Genomic DNA, 19,666 nt, shown 5'->3' on the forward strand with positions numbered 1-19,666 from the left:
GCGGCCGGTCATCGCCGCGGCGCGGGCGGCGGGGGCGGCAGCGGCGGCCCCGCGAACGTGAGTGGAAGCGACAGCGGCCCGATCGGGGTGGGGGTGGCCTGCTGGTCGGCACGCACGCCCGGCGGCGGGCCGTCCGGGATCTCCTCTCCCGGTGGACGTGGCGCATTGCGCGCGCCGCGGATCAGCACCGAGGGATCGTGGTCCGGACACGACGTGTACAGATAGGGCTCCGGGAAGTCCGGCAAGGACGGCGGACGGCGCGGCAGGTCGTAATCACAGCTGCGACGCGGGTACAGATTCACCAATCCCCAGACGCCGCCGTCGTGGAACGCCACGCCTATCGCGTCCAGCGTGGAACCGGCGCGCTCGGTCGGGAAGAAGAACTCCTGCAGAGCGGGCACTCGCTTTGATGTCGTGTCCGCCACCACCGCCAAGTTCTCCAGCAGCGCGGCGCCCGCGCCCGAATTCTCCGCGAGCACCGCGTCGAGCGCACGCAGGGTTCCCGGTGCGGCGCCGAGCAATTCGGCGTAGCCACCGGACTTCTTCTCGACGCCGCTCAGCAAGGCGTTCGTGTTGCCCGCGAACTCGATCAGACCCGGACCGAAATCACGAACGGTCGCGAGCACCGACCGGCTGTCCCGCAGCAGGCTCACCGTCTGCGGGAGCACCGAATCCAGTGTGGAGACCAGGAATACGCCGCCGTCGACGATATCGGCGAGCTTGCCCGGCCCCGCCGGGCTCACGCCGAGTTCGTCCACGATGGCCGCCAGCTGGGCGGGATCCACCTGGGCCAGTGCCGAATCCAGTTCGGAGAGCGTCTTCCACAGCGGCGTCGGCGTCGTGGTGGCCTCGACGGCGATCTCCGCGCCGTCGGTGAGGTACGGCCCGTCGTCGCGGGTGGGGCGGAAGTCCAGGTATTGCTCGCCGGCCAGGGACAGGCTCGCCACGCGCACCTCCCCGTCGGCGGGCACCCGGACGTCCGCGTCAACGGCGGCGACCGCGACCAGCCCGGTGCCGGTCAGCTCCACCGATTCCACCCGGCCGATCGGTACTCCGCGCAAGGTCACCTGCCGACCGGCCAGCAGTCCGCCGGAATCGGCGAGGTGCACCCGCACGGTGATCGTCGCTGCCGCCGGATCCACGCCGAGCGCGCCGAACACCAGATAGCCGACGCCCACCACCAGGGTGAGCACCAGCGCGCCCGCGGAAAGGCCCGAACGCCTGGCTCGTCCCGCCCGCACGACCGTCACCAGCACGCGCGCCGGCAGGTCCAGCGCCGCCGCGCGCAGCCGGGCCGGTGTGCTCATCGGCCGGTTCCCGTCACCCGTTGCTGGAGCTTCAGCAGTGTGTAGGTGAGGGTGCCCACGAACGCTTCCCAATCCCGCGCGTCCGGCAGGCGACTGGCCGGATCACCGGGATGGTTCGGGTCCGGCAGGACGCCGAGCGCCAGATCCCGCATGTCGGCGTCGACGCTCGCCGAGGTGCTGCTGGTCACGGCGATGACCGGTCCGAGCATCGCGTTCATCGCCGCCACGCTCGCGTTCGGGTCGGTCGCGGCGGCGTTGAGTTCCGCGGCGATCCGGTTGATGTCGGCGACCATGCCGGTGGTGGCGGCGCCGTTCAGCCCCGGCAACTTCTCCAGCTGGCCGCTGATCTGATCCACCCTCCGGACCAGTGCCAGCGCTTGCCGCGCGTTGTCCTGCAGCGTGGTCAGCGCGGGGCCCGCCGCGAAGACCACGTCGTCGATGGTGCGACGCTGGGCGTGCACCTGCCGGGTGAGCTCGTCGATCTGGGCGAGGGTGGTGCGGATGTCCTCCGAGCGGGCGGCCAGTGCCCGCACCACTCGGGTGGACTGCTCGATCAAGGCGCCGACCCGCTCGCCGCGGTCGCCGACCGCTTGCCCGAGTCCGTTGACGAGCGTGGTGAGATTGCGGATCGCGCCACCGTTCACCAGCAGCGCGGCCGTGGTCAGCAACTCCTCGATGGTCGCGGCGGCAGCCGTGGCATCCCGGGCGATGCTGTCCCCGTCACGCAGGGCGGGGGTCGCGGGTGTGGCGTCCGGCGGCGGCGTCAGCGAGACGAAGACATCGCCGAGCGGGGTGGCGGTGCGCAGCTCCGCGCGCGTCCCGAGCGGCAGGACCACGCCATGGTCGATGCCCATCGTGACGACGGCGGTGAAGTCGCGCACCGCCATGCCGGTCACCTCGCCGACGTCTGCCCCGGAGAGCCGGACTTTCGCCTTGGCGGGCAGGTTCAGCGCGTTGGCGAAGTCGGCGTGGACGGTGTACTTCGCGCCGCCGACGCCGGGCGCGGGCAACGGGAGGTCCTCCAGCCCCACCGAGCACGCCGTCGTCGTCACCAGCACCGCGCCGAGCGCCACGGCGCGCATCCCGAGTCTCCAGTTCGTCATCGCGGCAACCTCGACATCGCGTCGAGCATGTCGGTGATCCCGAAGTCCGGACCGAAGTCCTGCAAAGTTCCGGTCGCACAGCCGAGTTGGCGCAAGCCCAAGATGTTGCACACCTCTTTGACGAGCTGACCGTCGAAGAACACCTTGTCCAGCAGCGCGTGCACCCGCACTCCGCGATACGGGAAATCGACCGCGTTGTACGCGTTGTTCAGCAGCAGCGGCGTCACATCGATGAACTCGGCCAGCTCACGCCGGTAATCGGCGAGCGCGCGCGTCACGGTGTTCGCGTCGGCCACCGTGGACCGGATGCTGTCCGCGTTATGTGTGAGCAGATCGTTCGCTTGCAGCAGGATCTGGTTGATCTGCGCGCCCGTATCCCCCGCGCCGATGTTCAGATCGGCCAGCGCATCGCCCAATTGCGCGGTGGCGCCGCCGAATTCACGGATCACACCTTCGTTGTCGGCGGCGGCGCGCGCCAGGACGGCCAGTTGGTCCACGATCCCGGTGATCGCGTCGCGGACCTGCGCGCCGCCGTCGTCACCCAGGCGCACCGCGTCGGCCAGTTCGTCCATGGTCCGGCGCAGTTGCGGGCCGCTGCCGGTGGTGATCGCCGCGGACACGCCCAGCAGCTCGGCGATCGGACCGTCGCCGGGCCGCGCGCCCTGCAATTGACCGCCCATTCGGTCGGCGGCCCCCAGCAGGCGGTCGAACTCGACCGGCGTCCTGGTGCGATCCAATCCGATGCGAGCGCCGTCGGCCAGGGTGGGACCGCCCTGGTAGGCCGGCGTGAACTCGACGTGGCGGTCGGTGAGGACCGAGGTCGACAACGTGACGGCCCTCGCGTCGGCCGGGATGTCGACGTCGGCGTCGATCCGCATGGTCACCTCCACGTGCGAGCCGTGCGGCCGCACCGCGGTGACCTCACCGACCGGCATGCCGAGTACGGCCACTGCGTTGCCGACGTACAGGCCGGCCCCGTTGTCGAACGCGGCGGTCACGGTCGTGCCGGTGTCGCCAACCGCGTCACCGGCACATCCGGCCGACGCGCCGACCAGCAGCACCGCGCCGAGCCGGACCAAGACTGATAGCGCTCTCATCGGCAGTCCTCGAAATAGGGCGGGAGGTCGATTCCGGGGGCACGACTGCTGATGGCGCACATCCAGGAGTCGATCAGCGGGCCTGCCGGTGCGGTGAAGTCGACTTCGTTCGCGGTGCCGGAGGCGTTGGCGAAGTTGCGCACCGGGACGGGCAGGATTTCCAAGGTGCTCCGCAGCAGTTGGTCGTTGCGGGCCAAGCTGCCCAGCAGTCCGTTCAAGCCGGTGATCAGTTCCTCGAGCTTCGGCCGGTCGTCGACGACCAGCGCGCGCAGCTGGTCGGCGAGGCGGCGGGTGCCGTCCATCAGCCGCTCGATCGCGTCGCGGCGGGCGACGATCTCGCCGAGCAGGTCACGGCCCTGCGCCGTGATCGCGGCCAGGTCGGCGCGCTGCTCGGTGATCACCGTGGTCAACCGCTGCGTCCCCGCGAGCAGCGCGCCCAGCTCGCCGCGGCGATCGCCGATGATCGTGGCCAGCGCGCGTATGTTCTCCAGCAGTCCGGGCAGCACCGCGGGCACCCCGTCCAACTGGGTGGCGAGACTGTCGAGTGACTTGCTGATCTGCTGCGCGTCGATCTGCTCGAAGGTGACCGTGGCGCTCTCCAGGGCCTGCTGCAGGTCATAGGGAACAGCGGTGTGGCGCAGCGCTATCCGGCGTCCGGGCAGTACGCCCTGCCCGGCGGGCCGCAGTTCCACGTAACGGGCGCCGAGCAAGGTGGTCAGCTTGATCGCGGCGCCGGTCTCCGCCCCGAGCGCGACGTTCTCGTCGACTGCCACCGTGACCACCACGTGGTCGCCGGCCAGTCGTTGCGCCTCGACGGTCCCGACCGGCACACCGGCGATGGTGACCGAGTCGCCTGGGCGGATGCCCGCCGCCTGGGCGAATTCCAGCTCGTAGGAGACCCGGCCGACGCCGAGCGCGTTGAACCCCAGCGCGGCGGCCAGGACGGCCAGCAGCACCGCGAGCGCCAGCACGCCGAGCACACTGCGCCGGTGCGACTCGATCGGCTGTCGTAACGTCCGAATGGTTTGTGCGGCGAACTCTTTCGATTTCATACTGTCACCTGCAGATCGGTGATTGCTGGGGCTGCCCGGTCGCGGACGCGAGCCCCACGATTGTGGGCACGAGCGTGGCGAGGCTCGGGATCAGGTCGACGCCGAAATTGCACAGATAGGTGTCGAGGTAAGCGCCTTCTTGGCTCACCCTGGCCAGGCCCTTCATCAGGGCGGGCAGGTTGAAGCCCAGGTAGGCGAAGTTTTCCTTGTTGTCCATGAAGTGCCGGGTGAAACCCGGTTCGCGATAGAGCATTTCGTCGAGTTCCGGTTGCACGCCCGCGACCACGCCCGCCATCCGGTCGGTCAGGGTCGCCGCGGTGCTCAGCGTGCCGAGCAGTTCGTCGCGATGCAGTGCCAGGCCATCGATGACCGCGCGCGATCGCGTGATGAGCGCACTCACCTCCCCGCTGTGCACCGCGAGATCACCCACCACCTGGTTCAGGTTGGTGATGACCGCGCCCAGCACCTGATCCGGCCCGGCGAGCGACCGGGCCAGTGTCGAGACCTGCTCGATCAGCAGCACCACCGACGTGTTGTCCCCCTGCAACGCCCTGATCAGGGCACCGGTCACATTGTCGACCTGGGCGGGGTCGAGTCCGCCGAACAGCGGCTCGAATCCGTTGAGCAGCGCGGAGATGTCGAAGGAGGGTTCGGTGTGCTCGAGCCGGATCTCCCCGCCCGGCCGCAGCGGAGACGGGTCACCGAAATCGGCAGGCGAGAGGCCGAGGTACCGCTGGCCGATGACGTTCTGGTACGTGATCGACGCTTTGGTGTTGCCGGACAGCCTCTGGGCGTCCTCGACCCGGAACCGCACCCGGGCTCGCGTGCCGTCCAGCTCGATCTTGTCGACGCGACCGACCCTGACCCCGGCCATGCGGACGTCGTCGCCCACCCGTAAGCCGCTGACGTCGCTGAACACCGCCGAGTACGGATTGGTCCCGCCGTCGATTCCGCGGTCCAACGTCACGAAGGTGACCCACAGCAGGGCGACGGCGGCGGCCACGAAAAGGCTGACGCCGATCAGGGAGCGACGATAGCTCATCGGGCACCTCCGCCGGGGAAGGGACCGTCACCCAGCAACGGCGCGAGCAGCGATTCCGCGCCGTCGGCTTCTCCGCTCAGGACGCGGCGGATCAGCTCCTGGAGGTCCGGGGGCAGGTCCGGTGGGGACGGGTAGGTGCGTGGATCCATGGCCGGTGGCAGTTCCTGGGCAGGGGCGGCGGTGGGGGCGGTGCTGCAACTTGCTCCGGCCAGTTCGCCGTAGCGGGGGCAGTCGGCCCTGGTGTAGGGCGTGTGCGGGGTGAACCGGAACTGGAACTTGCCGCGCCCGCGCGGGCTGTCCTGGTTCCAGAACTCGGTGAACCACAGGTCGGACAGTTTCTTGATCCGGACCACGATCGGCCCGAAAGCCGGTGAGCCGTCGGCGAAGACGTCGAGCACCGGACCCATCTGATTCGCCACGGTGACGAGCTGATCGGTGCGCCGGTCCAGCGTGTCACCTACCGAGGACAGGGTCGTGCCACCTGCCGACAGCAGCCCGACCAGTTGCTGATTCTGCTCGGCGAAGGTTCGCATGGGCAGGACAGCGTGGTGCAGCGCGTCCAGCAGATCGGGCGCGGAGGCATTCAGTGCGCGCACGGCGCCGGCCAACACGGTCAGCGTCGGCGGACCACCGTCCGCGGTGAGCAGCGCGTCGAATTCCCTGGTGATGCGCTCGAGTTGCGCGCCGGCCGCGACGATGTCGGCGCCACGGCGGTCGGTCGCCGTCGCCACCGCGGCCAGCACGCCCACGGTGTTGCTCGCACCGACCCGCGCCGCGCTCGCGATGATCTCGCGCAGTTTGGTGAGGGCGGTCTGCAACTGCACTGTCGACAGACTGCGATCCTGGCGGATTTCGGCATGCGGGGGCAGCGCGGAGCCGGGACCGTTGTCCACCAACTGGACCGACGACACGGCGAAGACATTGCTCGGGACCACCCGCGCGGTCACCGTTCGCGGGATCCCGGCCGCGGCGGCGGGATCCAGAAGCAGCCGCACCCGGTTGGGACCGCCGGCGGCGGGCGCGACCTCGGCCACGGTGCCGACCAGCATGCCGCGGAACTTCACGTCCGACCGGGCGGGCAGCCCGTCGCCGAGTTGTTCCAGCAGGGCGGTCACTTCCACCTTGTCGTCGAAGCGGCCGGTGGATTTCATCAGCAGCACCGCCACGACCGCCACGGTGACCACGACGAGGATCAGCCCGCGCACGAGCAGCGAGATCACCGAGGGGCCGCGCCCGTCTTTCTCGAACAGGATCGACATGGTCATCCTCCGAGCCTCGCGCTGGCCCCGATGCCCCAGAGCGCAACGGTGAGCAGCAGATTGACGACGATCATCAGCGAGATCGCCGCGCGCATCGCCCGCCCGGCGGCGATGCCGACACCTTGCGGGCCACCGGCGGCGTAGAAGCCGTAGTAGCACTGGACGGTCGAGGTGAGGATCACGAAGACGACCGCCTTGAGCAGCGAGTAGACGAGGTCCGGTCCGTTGAGCACCAGTTGGAAGTAGTGCTCGTAGGTCCCCGCGGACAGCCCTCCGGACAGCCCGACCACCACGCGCACCGCGAGATAATTCACCGCGAGGCACACCACATACAGCGGGATCATCGCCAGTACCGAGGCCAGGATCCGGGTGCTGACCAGATACGGGATCGAGCGAATGCCCATCGACTCCATCGCCTCGATCTCCTCGGCGATGCCCATGGCGCCCAACTGCGCGGTGAACCGGCAACCCGCCTGGGCCGCGAACGCCAGCGAGGCCATGATCGGAGCCAGTTCCCGCGTGGAGGCGGTCGAGGCGATCAACCCGACCGTCGGCTCCATTCCGAGCAGATGCAAGGCGTTGTAGCCTTCCAGGCCCACGATGGCCCCACCGGCGGCGCCCAGCACGATGATGACGCCTGCCGTGCCGCCACCGACGACGATCGAACCGTTGCCCCACGTGACATCGGAGAGGATGCGCACGAACTCGGTTCGGTAGTGGCGCAGCATGACCGGTATAGAGAACAGTGCCCGCAGGAAGAACGTCATCATGTGCCCGAGCCGCATGACAGCGGTACCCAGCCGAGCGAGCCCGCGCAGCGCGACGCGGGTCCCCGGCGGGCGGTACGGCGCGGCCATCACAACCCCTGCCGGGGCAGCAGGATCATCGACAGCTGGGTGACGCCGACATTCACGGTCATCAACAGCAGGATCGAGGCGACCACGGTCGAGTTGACCGAGTTGGCCACGCCCGCGGGGCCGCCCTTGGTGGACAGTCCCTTCTCGCACGCGACGATGGCCACGATGGCGCCGTAGACGACGGCTTTGAACAGCGTCAGCACCAGGTCGCTCACTGTGGCGAAGGACGCGAAGGTGGTCACGAAACTACCGGGCGCCCCGCTCTGGACGAAGACGTTGAACAGGTATCCGGCCAGGAAGCCGACGAAGCAGACGACACCGGTCAGCGACACGCCGACGACCACCGCGGCGGCCAGGCGCGGTACGACCAGCCGCCGCACCACCGACACCCCCATCACCTCCATGGCGTCCAGTTCGTCCCGGATCTTCCGGGAGCCGAGATCCGCGCAGATCGCCGAACCGACGGCGGCGGCCATGAGCAGCGCGGCCACCATCGGCGCCCCTTGCCGGATGACCGCCAGGCCGCTCGCCGCCCCCGCCAGCGAGGTGGCCCCGACCTGCCCGGCCAGCAGGCCGAACTGGATCGACAGCGTCACCCCGATCGGCAGCGACACGAAGATCGTCGGCAGTACGGCCGCCGAGGACATGAACGCGGCTTGCCGGACGAACTCGGCGAACGCGAACCGTCCGGTCACGATGTCCACGCACAGGTATTGCAGTGCGCGCACGCCCAGTACGAACTGGCCGCCGACGGTTTCCAGGGCGGTGACGGGATGACGGCGCAGATAGCCCCGGAACCATGCGGTGATCTCCCGGGTCGCCGACGAGGCGCCGCTGTCGGCGGCCGCACGCGTGTTCTCGCGCGCGTCGGTCTCGCGGGAAATCATCATCGATCTCGAAACTCTTCGGGCCGGCATCCATGGACGAGCGCGCGAGAACAATCCGGAACAGGTTCATTCCACGCGAGCTCCCCGCACTGCGGTACGAGGAATGGCCGGACATTAGAACGGTCCAGTGACTGCCACGCTTCCGGAGCGTCGAGAATATGCTCCCGGGATATCGGCTCGGCTGTCCGACTCGAATTTCGCCCCGAGCTCACTCCGGCGACGAAGCGTCACATCGCTATTGTGCGTGCCGTTACATCGCGAGTCAATAGCGGGACGAACGGACTGTGGCGACCCGATCGAGCACGAAAAACCGATGAACGGCAGGATGATGAAAGCACAAATGGAGTGGCGGAGCGTCCCCACCACTCGAATCGTCGAAGTTTCGCGGAAACGGCAATTTGTTTCCGAAAACGTATTGTTTTACTCGAGCCGACGCGCGACGATATGCGCGCATGCCACGGAATCGGCGCCCCGATCGACCGCCGCTCACCGTGGACCCCGTTACGAGCCTCCTGACTACCCTGCGTCCACCTGTCTCGCACAACACGGCATCGGTACACCGCAGCCGGATCGACCGGCCCGGATTCCCGGTGCCGAGCGGGCGCTCAGCACCCTGCTGTGCACATGCATAGCACGGGCGGGGACAATGCGTCAATAGAACCGGCTCCCGGTACTACGATACGAATTGATCCGATGACCGAATATTTCCGAAGGAGGCCGGTGGATGCCATCGTCCCGCAGGATCGGAGCACCCGACGCCAAGAATCGCGGCGTCCTGATCGACGCCGCCGAACGGCTGCTGCTGGAAGAGGGATGGGCGGCGGTGACCTCCCGCCGGGTGGCCGAGCGCGCCGGACTCAAACCGCAACTGGTGCACTACTACTTCCGATCCATGGACGAACTGCTGCTCGAAATCTTCCGGCGCCGCGCGGAGCAAGGACTCGAACTCCAGGCAGAGATGATGAAAACGGAAAAACCACTACGCGCGCTGTGGGATTTCAGTACCGACGCGACGGCGGTGCGCTTCACCATGGAATTCGTCGGACTGTCCAATCACCGGCCCGCGATACGAGAGGCGGTGGCCGGCTACGCGGAGCGTTTCCGCAGCATCCAGACCGAGGTTTTGCGGCGAATTCTGAACGAATACGAATTCGATACCACGCGCTTTCCGCCCGCGGCCATGGCGGTGCTGATGACGAGCGTTTCCCGCGTGGTCGTGCTGGAGCGGGCGCTCGGCATGTCCGGCGGCCACGCCGAAGCCTTCGAGCTGGTCGAGCGTGAGATCGACAGGCTCGAGGGCGAGCGCGGCGACGCCGGGCCGGGCATCGCCTGACCGGCGGCGACCGGCCGGGCTCAGCGTGCCGGAACCAGATCCACCTCGCAGCGGTAGGCCGGCGGCCGGAGTTCACCGGTCCGGAACGCCTCGCTCGCGCCCACGGCCTCGGCGGGCAGCCCCGCCGCGGTGAGGGCGCACGACTTGAAAGCCCGTGCCGCCAGACTCATCCGATGCTGCGCGTGATCGACCCGGTGCTCCAGTTCGGCGGGCAGGTCCACGCCCCACAACGCGACTTCGGTGAGGCCGCGATCGAGGCAGTCGAGCACCCCGGCGCGCACCCGGTCGTCGGACCGGTAGGTCTGCGCGGCCACGGCGACGGCCGTCGGCCAGGTGTCGTGCACCGGCGTGGTCAGCGACTGTTCCAGGTCGAGCACCGTGGCGCCGAGAATCCGCAGCGGACGCACGTTCGCGTGGTCGGCGACCAGAACTGTCACCTCCCACCCGGCGGTGGTGCGGTCGAACAGCCAGCCGCCCGCGTGACGGATCACCTCGGTCGCGCTCGGCGCGACGACCGCCAAGCGGTAGCGCAGCGGATGCCGCCGCGCATGGGCTCGCCAGCGTGCGACGGAGTGGAGTTCCCGAACACCTCGGTCGATGGAATCGACGGATCGTCTGACCATGGTTACCCATCCCGTAATCGAACGTGCAGTTCAGGGCAGGTCCGACCGCGAAACTCGCGCGAGCGCACGCGGTCTCGCCGAAACTGGAATCGGCGAAGCCGTGCTCGGCGGCGCCCGCACGTCGAGCCGAACGGTCGAAGCCGGAGCAGACGGCGCGCCAGGGCTGATGACGGAGCCCGTGCCACTCCACCGGAACCTACCGAACACACCGTAAATCGGTTCTTCCCACTGTGATAATGACCTTCCAGATTTGCATTATGTGATTTACATCACATCCGTGCCGAAGCGAGCCCGCACCCGTGCGTCACACACCGGCGCATGACCTGAAATCACTTGGCGCGATTCATCACTCGATCGGCAGCGCGCCAGTGCTCGTCGGCTACCCAGAGCCGGGCGAACTCCGTGACAGCCTCCTCCGCGGGGACACCGCCGATCACCCGCTTGATCGCAGCGGCAGGCTCGCTCGCCAGGGACCGGGCCACGGCCCGCCAGTCCTTGTCGAATTCGGCACGCGGCAGCACCTTGTCCACCAGGCCGACTCGCTCGGCGGACGCGGCGTCGAGAATGGTGCCCGCACCGGCGAGCAGCAGCGCTCGCCCCGGCCCGACCAGCCGGGACAGCCGCTCGGCGCCACCCCACGCGGGCATGATCGCCAGCGACACCTGGTTGAACCCGATCTTGATGTCGTCGGCCGCGATCCGGATGTCCGCCGCCACCGCCACCTCGGCGCCGCCCCCGAGCGCGTGCCCGTTGAGTGCGGCGATCACCGGGCCGGGGAACGCGGCCAGCCGGTCGCAGATGCCGCGCATCCGCCGGGCCATGGCCGCCGCCTGCTCTTCGGTGCGCAGCGCGGCGAGTTCCTTCAGATCCCCGCCGGAGACGAAAGCGCGATCCCCCGCCCCGGTGATGACCAGTGCGCGGGCATCGGCGGCGGCGTCGATCGCCTTCTCCAGTTCGTCCATCGTGGCGGGCGCGATGGCGTTGCGGGCGTGCGGGCGATTGATGGTGACGACCGCCAATCCCGCGTCCAGCTCGAACTCGACCATTGCTTGTTCTCCTATAGGGAAATGTGATTCTCTTATCGAGAGAACTATAGACGTATCTCGCGCGGCGCTCCGCCACGAGACAGGAGTTCGACGATGCGCAAGATCCCCCTCGACCTGGTCCATCGCTACCAGGAGGAGGGTTGGTGGACCTCCGAGACGATCGGTGATCTCTTGGCAGGCGGGCTGGCCGCCGCGCCCGGCACCGCGTTTCGCATCCACTCCGCGGTGCGGCCGTGGTCGGGGACGTTCGGCGACGTCGAGCAGATCGCCCGCAGGCTGGCCGCCGGGTTGCGCCGCCGCGGCGTAGGTCCCGGCGACATGGTCGCCTTCCAGCTGCCGAACTGGATGGAGGCGGCGGCGGTGTTCTGGGCGTCGGCCTTCCTCGGCACGACGGTGGTGCCGATCGTCCACTTCTACGGGCGCAAGGAAGTCGGCTACATCCTGGCGACGGTCCGGCCGAAGGTCTTCGTGACCACCGATCGGTTCGGCAACACCGAGTTCGCCCCCGGCCTGCGCGACGCGGTCCCGATCGTCGGCGTGGTGGGCGAGGATTTCGAGGAGCTGCTCGACCCGGCGCCCATGCCGGGGACCCTTCCGGCCGACCCCTCGGGGCCCGCGCTGATCGCGTTCACCTCCGGCACCACCCGCGCCCCGAAAGGCGTGGTGCACAGCCACCGGACGCTGGGCCACGAGACCAGGCAACTGGCCGGGATGTACCCGGCCGACCGAGGCGACCAGCTCACCGGGGCGCCGGTCGGCCACTTCATCGGCATGGTGAACGCCTTCCTCATCCCGGTGCTCGACCGGGTGCCGATCAACCTGATCGATGTCTGGGATCCGGGCAGAGTGCTCGAGTTGATGCGCACCGAACACCTCACGGTGGGCGGCGGCGTGCCCTACTACGTCACCAGCCTGCTCGATCATCCGGACTACACGCCCGAGCATCTGCCCCAGCTGCGCTACGCGGGACTGGGCGGCGCGGCGGTGCCCGCCGCGATCACCACCCGTCTGGCGCGGACCGGTATCACCGTGTACCGCTCCTACGGCAGCACCGAACACCCCTCGATCACCGGATCGCACCCGACTGCCCCCGAGGCAAAACGGCTGTTCACCGACGGCGCCCCGCTGGCGGGCGCGGAGGTGCGACTGGCCGAGGACGGCGAAATCCTCAGTCGAGGACCGGATCTGTGCCTCGGCTACACCGATCCGGAGCTCACCCGGGCGGCCTTCGACGACGACGGCTGGTACCACACCGGTGACATCGGCGTGCTGGACGCGGACGGTTACCTGACGATCACCGATCGCAAGTCCGACATGATCATCCGCGGCGGCGAGAACATCAGCGCGCTCGAGGTCGAAGAGGTGCTGCTGACCCTGCCCGGCGTGACCGAGGCGGTGGCGGTCGCCGTGCCCGACGCCCGGCTCGGCGAGCGCACCGCCGCGGTGCTGCGCCTGCAGCCGGGGCGGGCCGCGCCGCACCTGGACGAATTGCGCGCGCACTTCGGCGGCGCCGGGCTGGCCAAGCAGAAGTGGCCGGAGGAAGTGCACGTCGTCGACGACTTCCCCCGTACCGCGAGCGGAAAGATCCAGAAGTTCGTGGTCCGCGCGAACCTGGCGGCCGCACGGGTCGAGGGCGTTGCGGTACAACTCTGAAGAGAATAACATTCTCATTAATTGAAAAGGAGGCTTCCATGACTGAAGTCGAGCTGCCCTACCAGCTCTTCGACGCCGACAACCACCTGTACGAGACCAAAGACGCCCTCACCAGGTACCTGCCCAAGGAGTACGAGGGCACCATCCAGTACGTCGAGATCAAGGGCCGCACCAAGATCGCGGTGCTCGGCCAGATCAGCGAGTACATCCCCAATCCCACCTTCGACGTCGTGGCCCGGCCCGGCGCCATGGAGGAGTACTTCAAGCACGGCAACCCCGAGGGCAAGAGCAGGCGCGAGATCTTCGGTGAGCCAATGCGCGCGATCGAGGCCTTCCGCGATCCGGTGGAGCGCCTGAAGGTCATGGACAACCTGCAATTGCAGCGCGCGCTGATGTTCCCGACCCTGGCCAGCCTGGTCGAGGAGCGGATGCGCCACCATCCGGACCTGATCCACGCGGTGATCCACTCGCTGAACCAGTGGATGCTCGAAACCTGGGGCCAGGACGGCAATTACGTGCACTCCGGCCGCATCTTCACCGTCCCCGTGGTCAGCCTGCCGATCGTCGAGAAGGCGATCGCGGAACTGGACTGGGTCGTCGAGCACGGCGCCAAGGCGATCCTGGTGCGCCCGGCCCCGGTCCCCGGCCTGCGCGGCATGCGGTCGTTCGCGCTGCCCGAGTTCGACCCGTTCTGGAAGCGGGTCGTCGAGCACGACGTGCTGGTCACCATGCACTCTTCGGACAGCGGCTATTCGCGCTTCGACGCCGAGTGGGACGGCAACAGCCTGGAGATGCTGCCGTTCAAGACCAACACCTTCGCGATGACCAACCAGTGGCGGCCGGTCACCGACGCCGTCGCGTCCTGGGTGTGCCACGGCGCGCTGAACCGCTTCCCGGAACTGAAGGTCGCCGTCATCGAGAACGGTTCGTCGTGGCTGGAGCCGCTGCTGCAACAGCTGTCGGACGTCTACAAGAAGGCGCCGGAGGGCTTCGGCTTCCAGGATCCGGTGGAGACCCTCAAGCGCAGCCTCTATGTCAGCCCGTTCTGGGAGGAGGACCTGCAAAGGCTGTCGAACACGATCGGCGCCGATCACGTGCTCTTCGGCTCCGATTGGCCGCACCCGGAGGGCCTGGCCGAGCCGGCGCGCTACATCAACGAGATCAAGGACATGCCGCTGGCGGATCAGGCGAAGATCATGGGCGGCAACCTGGCGCGGCTGCTGAAGGTATGACCTGGCAGACCCTCCCCGAGCTGGTCCTCGACGCGGCGGACCGCTTCGGCGACGCCGAAGCGGTCGTCGACGGGGACCTGCGGTGGAGCTTCACCGAACTCGCCGAGCGGGTGCGCCGGGCCGCGGGCGCCTTCGCCGCGGCGGGGATCGAGAAGGGCGACCGCGCGGCGATCTGGGCGCCGAACTCGGCGGAATGGATCGTCGCCGCGTTCGGCCTGCTCACCGCCGGCGGCGTCGTGGTGCCGGTGAGCACGCGTCTCAAGGCCGCGGAGGCGGGCGACATCATCCGCCGCAGCGGCGCCAAGGCGGTGCTGGTCCAGCAGGGGTTCCTCGGCGTCGACTACACCGGCGCCACCGATGTGCCCGTGATCGACGTGAAGTCGGATTTCCTGGACGGGGGCGCACCGTTCGAGCGGAACGTCGCCGGCACCGACATCGCCGACGTCGTCTACACCTCCGGTACCACCGGGCGTCCCAAGGGAGTGATGATGAATCACGCCCAGACGTTGCGCTTGTACGCGGAGTGGTGCGATCTCGCCGATCTGCGGGAGGGCGACCGTTATCTCATCGTCAACCCGTTCTTCCACACCTTCGGATACAAAGCGGGTCTGGTCGCCTCGCTCATCCGCGGCGCGACGATCCTTCCGGTGCCGGTGTTCGATGTCGATCGGGTGCTGGAATTGGTGGCCCGGGAGCGGATCACGATGCTGCCCGGACCGCCGACTCTCTACCACTCCCTGCTGGAGGCCGCGGGCGAGCACGATCTGTCCTCGCTGCGCGCGGCCGTCACCGGGGCGGCCGACATTCCGGTCGAACTCATCCGCCGGGTGCGCGAGGAACTCCCATTCCAGTCGATCATGACCGGATACGGGCTGACCGAGGCGGGCACCGCGACCGCCTCCCGGCCCGGGGACACCTTCGAGCAGATCGCGACGACGGTCGGGAAACCCTGCGACGGCGTGCGGATCCGCATCGCCGAAGACGGAGAGATCCTCGTCCGCGGTTACAGCGTGATGCAGGGCTACCTCGACGACCCGGAGGCGACGGCCCAGGCGATCGACGCCGAGGGCTGGTTGCACACCGGCGATCTGGGCAGCCTCGACACCGACGGCAGGTTGCGCATCGTCGGCCGCAAGAAGGACATGTTCATCGTCGGTGGGTTCAACGCCTATCCCGCCGAGATCGAGGGATTCCTGCTGGAACATCCCGCGGTCGCGCAGGCCGCCGTCGTCGGCGTGCCGGACGAACGGCTCGGGCAGGTCGGCCGAGCCTTCGTGGTGACGAGAAACCCCGTCACCGAGGACGAGTTGATCGCCTGGAGCCGGGACCGGATGGCGGGCTACAAGGTTCCGCGCTCGGTGCGTTTCCTGCGCGCCCTGCCGCTGAACGCGACCGGCAAGGTGATGAAGGACCAACTGCGGTAGCAGCCGACCCGGCGGCCTGCGCGACGGATATCGTGCAGGCGCCGACCGCAGAGAGGATCCCGCATGACCGAGTTCCATGATTTCGACGCCCTACGCGCCGCGGTGGGCTCCGTGCTCGGGCCCGGCGAGTGGCTCGAGATCGACCAGCGGCGCATCGACCTGTTCGCCGAGGCCACCGGCGACCACCAGTGGATTCACGTCGATCCCGGCCGCGCCGCGGACGGCCCGTACGGGGCCACCATCGCCCACGGGTTCCTCACCCTCGCTCTGCTCGCGCCGATCAGCCAGCAGCTGATGTCGGTGCGCTCGGCCCGGATGGCGATCAACTACGGGCTGAACAAGGTGCGCTTCATCAGCCCGGTCCGGGTCGGCAGCCGGGTGCGCGGCACCGTCACGCTCACCGCCGTCACCGATGTGCCCGGCGGGGTGCAGGCCGAACGCACCGTGACGATCATCGCCGAGGGCGCGGACAAGCCTGCCTGCGTCGCCGAGCACCTGGTCCGGTACCTGGCCTGAGCCGCCCGTGCTGATTCGCAACGCCACGCTGTCCGCCAGCCCGCACACCGACGTGCGCTGGCGCGGTGGGCGCATCGTCGAGTGCGGCACCGGATTGCGGCCGCTGCCCGGCGAGGACGATCTGGACGCCCGCGGCGGCTGGTTGCTGCCCGGACTGCACGATCATCACCTCCATCTGCGGGCGCTCGCCGCGCAGGCCGGGTCGGTGCCGGTCGGGCCGCCGCACGTCCGGGATGCCGTCGCGTTCGCCGCGGCGCTGAGCCGGGCGGACGCCGAACTACCGGCGGGACAGTGGATTCGCGGCGTCGGCTACCACGACAGTGTCGCGGGGCCGCTCGACCGGACGGTGCTCGACCGCCTGGTCCCGGATCGGCCGGTGCGGATCCAGCACCGATCCGGCGCGCTGTGGGTGCTGAACTCCCGCGGCTGCCGGGAGACCGGGGCGCTCGGCTGCGCGCTGCCGGGGATGGAGCGCGACCGGCGGGGCGAGGCGAACGGGCGCCTGTGGCGACTGGATTCCTGGCTCGGCGCCCGGGTCCCGCCCACCTCCGCCGATCCCGCGCTGATCAGCGCCCAGGCCGCGGCCGCGGGCGTCACCGGTTATACCGATGCCACTCCGGGACTGTCGCAGCAGGACGTCACCGCCTTGGCCGAGGCGGTGGCGGCCGGAGCGATCCGGCAGCGGGTGCACTGCATGGCACCGCCCGGCGTGACCGATCCCGGGCAGCAGCGATTCTCGTTGGGGCCGACCAAGATCCTGCTCGACGACACCGCACTCCCCTCGTTGCCGGAATTCGTAGAGCGCATCCGGGCAGCACACGCGGCCGCCAGGCCCGTCGCGGTGCACTGCGTGACCCGAGTGCAGCTGATCTTGACCATCGCCGCCCTCGACGAGGCGGGGCTGCTCGCCGGTGACCGGATCGAGCACGGCGCCATGGTGCCCGCCGATCTCATGGAATGGTTGCGCCGCAAGCACGTTCCGGTGGTGACGCAACCGCATTTCCCGGTCGAGCGCGCCGAGCAGTACGCCCGCGAGGTGGCGGCCGAGGACCGGTGCGACCTGTGGCGGCTGGCCTCCCTGCTGACCGCCGGAGTCCCGGTGGCGGCCGGAACCGATGCCCCGTTCGGTGACGCCGACCCGTGGCGGGTGGTGCGCGCGGCCGTCGAACGCGAGCCGGCCGAGCGGATCTCGCTGCCCGCCGCGCTCGCCTTGTTCTCCGGGCATCCCGCGCGGCCCACCCTGCCGCGCGCCGTCGCCGCCGGGGCGGTCGCGGATCTGACCCTGCTGCGTGTGCCGCCGCGGGAGATCGGTGTGCCGGACCGGGAACTCGTCGCGGCCACCGTTGTGGACGGCACAGCGGTGTATGTGGCGATCGATTAGTCCGCTCCAGCGGTGCCGGGGTCACCGTGCCGATGCCCAGCGTGTCCTCCGATTCGTGTGAAAACATGATTCTCACTCATGGATAATGCGCTCCCCAGCCTACGGAGCCGTCGATGGTCGACGAAACACCGGGATGACGTCCCCGTCCTGTCGACCCGGCCCGACGCGAGGTGTATCGTCTACTAGAGATACGAGAGTGACATTCTCTTCTTAGAAGATCTATCGTCTCGAACTGCCGGAGCGCAGCCCGGCGCAGCGCGCGAACAGCGAGGAGTCACGTGAACATCGACGACATGATCCTGGTGAGCATCGACGACCATGTGGTCGAGCCGCTCGAGATGTTCGACAACCACGTTCCGAAGAAGTGGGCCGAATTCGCCCCGAAGGTCGTCGTCGACGAGAACGGCATCGACCGGTGGGTGTACCGGGACCGGCCCACCGGCGTGGCCGGTCTCAACGCCGTCGTCACCTGGCCTGCCGAGGAGTGGGGCAAGGACCCGGCCGGATACGCCGAGATGCGGCCCGCGGTCTACGACGTGCACGACCGTGTGCGCGACATGGACGCCAACGGCGTCCTCGCCTCCATGTGTTTCCCCACGTTCACCGGCTTCAGCGCGGGTCACCTCAGCCGCGGCGGACAGGACGAGATCACCGTCGCGATGATCTCGGCGTACAACGACTGGCACATCGAGGACTGGGCGGGCGCCTACCCGGGCCGGTTCATTCCGATCGGCATCCTGCCCATGTGGGATCCGGCCTTGGCGGTGGCCGAGATCGAGCGGCTGGCGGCGAGGGGCTGCCACTCGGTGACCATGCCGGAGCTGCCGCACATCGACGGCCTGCCCAGCTACCACGATCTCGACTACTGGGCGCCGGTGTTCCAGGCGCTGTCGGACAACGAGACGGTGATGAACCTGCACATCGGCCAAGGCTTCGGTGTGCTGCGGCTGGCGCAGGACGCCCCCATCGACAACCTGATGGTGCTGGCTCCGAGCATCTCGCTGATCGCCGCCCAGGATCTGTTGTGGGGCCCCGCCTTCCGCAGCTATCCGAAACTGAAGGTCGCGCTGTCCGAAGGCGGCGTCGGCTGGATCCCGTTCTTCCTGGACCGCTCCGACCGGCACTACACCAACCAGCGCTGGCTGCGCCGCGACTTCGGCGGCAAGCTGCCCAGCGAGGTGTTCCGGGAGCACGTGCTCGCCTGCTACGTGACCGACAAGACCGCGCTGAAGTTCCGCCACGACATCGGCATCGACAACATCGCCTGGGAATGTGACTACCCGCACTCGGACTCGATCTGGCCGGACGCGCCCGAGTTCGTGCTGGGTGAGCTGCGGGCCGCGGGCGCCGACGACACCGACATCCACAAGATCACCTGGCAGAACGCCACCCGTCACTTCGACTGGGATCCGTTCGCGCACATCCCGAGGGAGCGGGCGACCGTGGGGGCGTTGCGGGCGAACGCGACCGACGTCGACACCTCGACCAGGTCGCGCAAGGAGTACGCCGCGGCCTATGCCCAGCGCGCGAGCTGAGGCGGCGGAGTGCGGCTGCTGGTCTTCTCCACTCCGCGGGACGGAATGGACGCCGAATACAACGAGTGGTACGCCGGGACGCACATCCCCGAGATGCTCGCCGTCCCCGGCGTCCTCTCCTGCACTCGCCACCGCTTGATTCGTGGCGACGCCGGTGAGGCCCGCTACCTCGCCGTGTACGACATCGACGGCGATGTCCGCACCGTGCTGGCCGAACTCGGCGAGCGCGCCGCCGACGGACGCATGGCGCTCACTCCGGCGGCCGACCCCGCCCAGACGAGAATCACCGTCTGGGAACAGATCTGAACGGGGACAGCCA

The 19,666-nt window shown here is 68.9% G+C and carries 18 protein-coding genes; 8 read left to right on the forward strand and 10 right to left on the reverse strand.

The window, feature by feature from the left end; all coding sequences use genetic code 11:
* Window positions 1-8 precede the first annotated feature (8 nt).
* Genes NG1_RS02690 through NG1_RS02725 form a run of 8 tightly spaced genes read right to left on the reverse strand, consistent with a single transcriptional unit; the run spans window position 9 to window position 8,607 of the window.
* Entirely contained in the window at window positions 9-1,307 is a 1,299-nt protein-coding gene (locus tag NG1_RS02690; protein WP_062967596.1) for an MlaD family protein, read from the reverse strand.
* On the reverse strand, window positions 1,304-2,410 hold the full coding sequence (locus NG1_RS02695; RefSeq protein ID WP_245659766.1) for an MlaD family protein: 1,107 nt from the start codon (window positions 2,408-2,410) through the stop codon (window positions 1,304-1,306). Before NG1_RS02695 ends, NG1_RS02690 begins: the two co-directional genes overlap by 4 nt.
* Window positions 2,407-3,507, reverse strand: coding sequence for an MCE family protein (locus tag NG1_RS02700; RefSeq protein ID WP_157113830.1), 1,101 nt, complete (start codon window positions 3,505-3,507; stop codon window positions 2,407-2,409). Before NG1_RS02700 ends, NG1_RS02695 begins: the two co-directional genes overlap by 4 nt.
* On the reverse strand, window positions 3,504-4,559 hold the full coding sequence (locus NG1_RS02705; protein WP_084498652.1) for an MCE family protein: 1,056 nt from the start codon (window positions 4,557-4,559) through the stop codon (window positions 3,504-3,506). Before NG1_RS02705 ends, NG1_RS02700 begins: the two co-directional genes overlap by 4 nt.
* A gap of 4 nt (window positions 4,560-4,563) precedes the next feature.
* Window positions 4,564-5,601 carry an MlaD family protein gene (locus NG1_RS02710; protein ID WP_062967600.1) on the reverse strand — a complete coding sequence of 346 codons (1,038 nt, stop codon included), beginning with the start codon at window positions 5,599-5,601 and terminating at the stop codon, window positions 4,564-4,566.
* Window positions 5,598-6,866, reverse strand: coding sequence for an MlaD family protein (locus NG1_RS02715; RefSeq protein WP_245659767.1), 1,269 nt, complete (start codon window positions 6,864-6,866; stop codon window positions 5,598-5,600). The genes NG1_RS02710 and NG1_RS02715 overlap by 4 nt, the downstream gene beginning before the upstream one ends.
* On the reverse strand, window positions 6,863-7,717 hold the full coding sequence (locus NG1_RS02720; RefSeq protein WP_062967602.1) for an ABC transporter permease: 855 nt from the start codon (window positions 7,715-7,717) through the stop codon (window positions 6,863-6,865). Before NG1_RS02720 ends, NG1_RS02715 begins: the two co-directional genes overlap by 4 nt.
* Complete coding sequence (locus tag NG1_RS02725) at window positions 7,717-8,607, reverse strand: MlaE family ABC transporter permease (RefSeq protein ID WP_245659768.1); 891 nt, start codon at window positions 8,605-8,607, stop codon at window positions 7,717-7,719. Before NG1_RS02725 ends, NG1_RS02720 begins: the two co-directional genes overlap by 1 nt.
* 721 nt (window positions 8,608-9,328) lie before the next feature.
* Here NG1_RS02725 and NG1_RS02730 point away from each other — a divergent pair.
* Window positions 9,329-9,937, forward strand: coding sequence for a TetR/AcrR family transcriptional regulator (locus NG1_RS02730; RefSeq protein ID WP_062967604.1), 609 nt, complete (start codon window positions 9,329-9,331; stop codon window positions 9,935-9,937).
* 20 nt (window positions 9,938-9,957) lie between these two features.
* Here NG1_RS02730 and NG1_RS02735 read toward each other — a convergent pair whose 3' ends face one another.
* Window positions 9,958-10,560 carry a hypothetical protein gene (locus NG1_RS02735; protein WP_373686110.1) on the reverse strand — a complete coding sequence of 201 codons (603 nt, stop codon included), beginning with the start codon at window positions 10,558-10,560 and terminating at the stop codon, window positions 9,958-9,960.
* A gap of 329 nt (window positions 10,561-10,889) precedes the next feature.
* Window positions 10,890-11,606 carry an enoyl-CoA hydratase/isomerase family protein gene (locus NG1_RS02740; protein WP_062967606.1) on the reverse strand — a complete coding sequence of 239 codons (717 nt, stop codon included), beginning with the start codon at window positions 11,604-11,606 and terminating at the stop codon, window positions 10,890-10,892.
* Window positions 11,607-11,699: 93 nt separating this feature from the next.
* Here NG1_RS02740 and NG1_RS02745 point away from each other — a divergent pair, with 93 nt between their 5' ends.
* The 7 genes from NG1_RS02745 (at window position 11,700) to NG1_RS02775 (ending at window position 19,653) form a co-directional block, all read left to right on the forward strand.
* Entirely contained in the window at window positions 11,700-13,259 is a 1,560-nt protein-coding gene (locus NG1_RS02745; protein WP_062967608.1) for an AMP-binding protein, read from the forward strand.
* Window positions 13,260-13,297: 38 nt separating this feature from the next.
* The gene (locus NG1_RS02750; protein ID WP_062967610.1) at window positions 13,298-14,491 is read left to right on the forward strand and encodes an amidohydrolase family protein; all 1,194 of its coding nucleotides are present in this window, start codon (window positions 13,298-13,300) and stop codon (window positions 14,489-14,491) included.
* The gene (locus NG1_RS02755) at window positions 14,488-15,915 is read left to right on the forward strand and encodes a FadD3 family acyl-CoA ligase (RefSeq protein ID WP_062967612.1); all 1,428 of its coding nucleotides are present in this window, start codon (window positions 14,488-14,490) and stop codon (window positions 15,913-15,915) included. Before NG1_RS02750 ends, NG1_RS02755 begins: the two co-directional genes overlap by 4 nt.
* Window positions 15,916-15,978: 63 nt before the next feature.
* Window positions 15,979-16,431: a MaoC family dehydratase gene (locus NG1_RS02760; protein ID WP_062967614.1), complete on the forward strand. Its 453-nt coding sequence runs from the start codon at window positions 15,979-15,981 to the stop codon at window positions 16,429-16,431.
* 7 nt (window positions 16,432-16,438) lie between these two features.
* Complete coding sequence (locus NG1_RS02765) at window positions 16,439-17,812, forward strand: amidohydrolase family protein (RefSeq protein WP_062967616.1); 1,374 nt, start codon at window positions 16,439-16,441, stop codon at window positions 17,810-17,812.
* 278 nt (window positions 17,813-18,090) lie between these two features.
* Window positions 18,091-19,347 (forward strand): amidohydrolase family protein, encoded by a 1,257-nt coding sequence (locus NG1_RS02770; protein ID WP_062967618.1) that lies wholly within the window; start codon window positions 18,091-18,093, stop codon window positions 19,345-19,347.
* Between the two features lie 9 nt (window positions 19,348-19,356).
* A complete protein-coding gene (locus tag NG1_RS02775; RefSeq protein ID WP_062967620.1) occupies window positions 19,357-19,653 on the forward strand; it encodes an EthD domain-containing protein in 297 nt (98 codons plus the stop codon).
* Window positions 19,654-19,666: the final 13 nt, after the last annotated feature.

The sequence above is a fragment of the Nocardia gamkensis NBRC 108242 genome, from assembly GCF_001612985.1.
Classification (GTDB): Bacteria; Actinomycetota; Actinomycetes; order Mycobacteriales; family Mycobacteriaceae; genus Nocardia; species Nocardia gamkensis.

Excerpts from the sequence above, each read along its gene's own strand:
- NG1_RS02690 (WP_062967596.1), bottom strand. The coding sequence starts at position 1,307 with ATGAGCACACCGGCCCGGCTGCGCGCGGCGGCGCTGGACCTGCCGGCG.
- NG1_RS02755 (WP_062967612.1), top strand. The coding sequence starts at position 14,488 with ATGACCTGGCAGACCCTCCCCGAGCTGGTCCTCGACGCGGCGGACCGC.
- NG1_RS02750 (WP_062967610.1), top strand. The coding sequence starts at position 13,298 with ATGACTGAAGTCGAGCTGCCCTACCAGCTCTTCGACGCCGACAACCAC.
- NG1_RS02725 (WP_245659768.1), bottom strand. The coding sequence starts at position 8,607 with ATGATGATTTCCCGCGAGACCGACGCGCGCGAGAACACGCGTGCGGCC.
- NG1_RS02710 (WP_062967600.1), bottom strand. The coding sequence starts at position 5,601 with ATGAGCTATCGTCGCTCCCTGATCGGCGTCAGCCTTTTCGTGGCCGCC.
- NG1_RS02735 (WP_373686110.1), bottom strand. The coding sequence starts at position 10,560 with ATGGTCAGACGATCCGTCGATTCCATCGACCGAGGTGTTCGGGAACTC.
- NG1_RS02745 (WP_062967608.1), top strand. The coding sequence starts at position 11,700 with ATGCGCAAGATCCCCCTCGACCTGGTCCATCGCTACCAGGAGGAGGGT.
- NG1_RS02760 (WP_062967614.1), top strand. The coding sequence starts at position 15,979 with ATGACCGAGTTCCATGATTTCGACGCCCTACGCGCCGCGGTGGGCTCC.
- NG1_RS02715 (WP_245659767.1), bottom strand. The coding sequence starts at position 6,866 with ATGACCATGTCGATCCTGTTCGAGAAAGACGGGCGCGGCCCCTCGGTG.
- NG1_RS02705 (WP_084498652.1), bottom strand. The coding sequence starts at position 4,559 with ATGAAATCGAAAGAGTTCGCCGCACAAACCATTCGGACGTTACGACAG.
- NG1_RS02720 (WP_062967602.1), bottom strand. The coding sequence starts at position 7,717 with ATGGCCGCGCCGTACCGCCCGCCGGGGACCCGCGTCGCGCTGCGCGGG.
- NG1_RS02695 (WP_245659766.1), bottom strand. The coding sequence starts at position 2,410 with ATGACGAACTGGAGACTCGGGATGCGCGCCGTGGCGCTCGGCGCGGTG.
- NG1_RS02700 (WP_157113830.1), bottom strand. The coding sequence starts at position 3,507 with ATGAGAGCGCTATCAGTCTTGGTCCGGCTCGGCGCGGTGCTGCTGGTC.
- NG1_RS02740 (WP_062967606.1), bottom strand. The coding sequence starts at position 11,606 with ATGGTCGAGTTCGAGCTGGACGCGGGATTGGCGGTCGTCACCATCAAT.
- NG1_RS02730 (WP_062967604.1), top strand. The coding sequence starts at position 9,329 with ATGCCATCGTCCCGCAGGATCGGAGCACCCGACGCCAAGAATCGCGGC.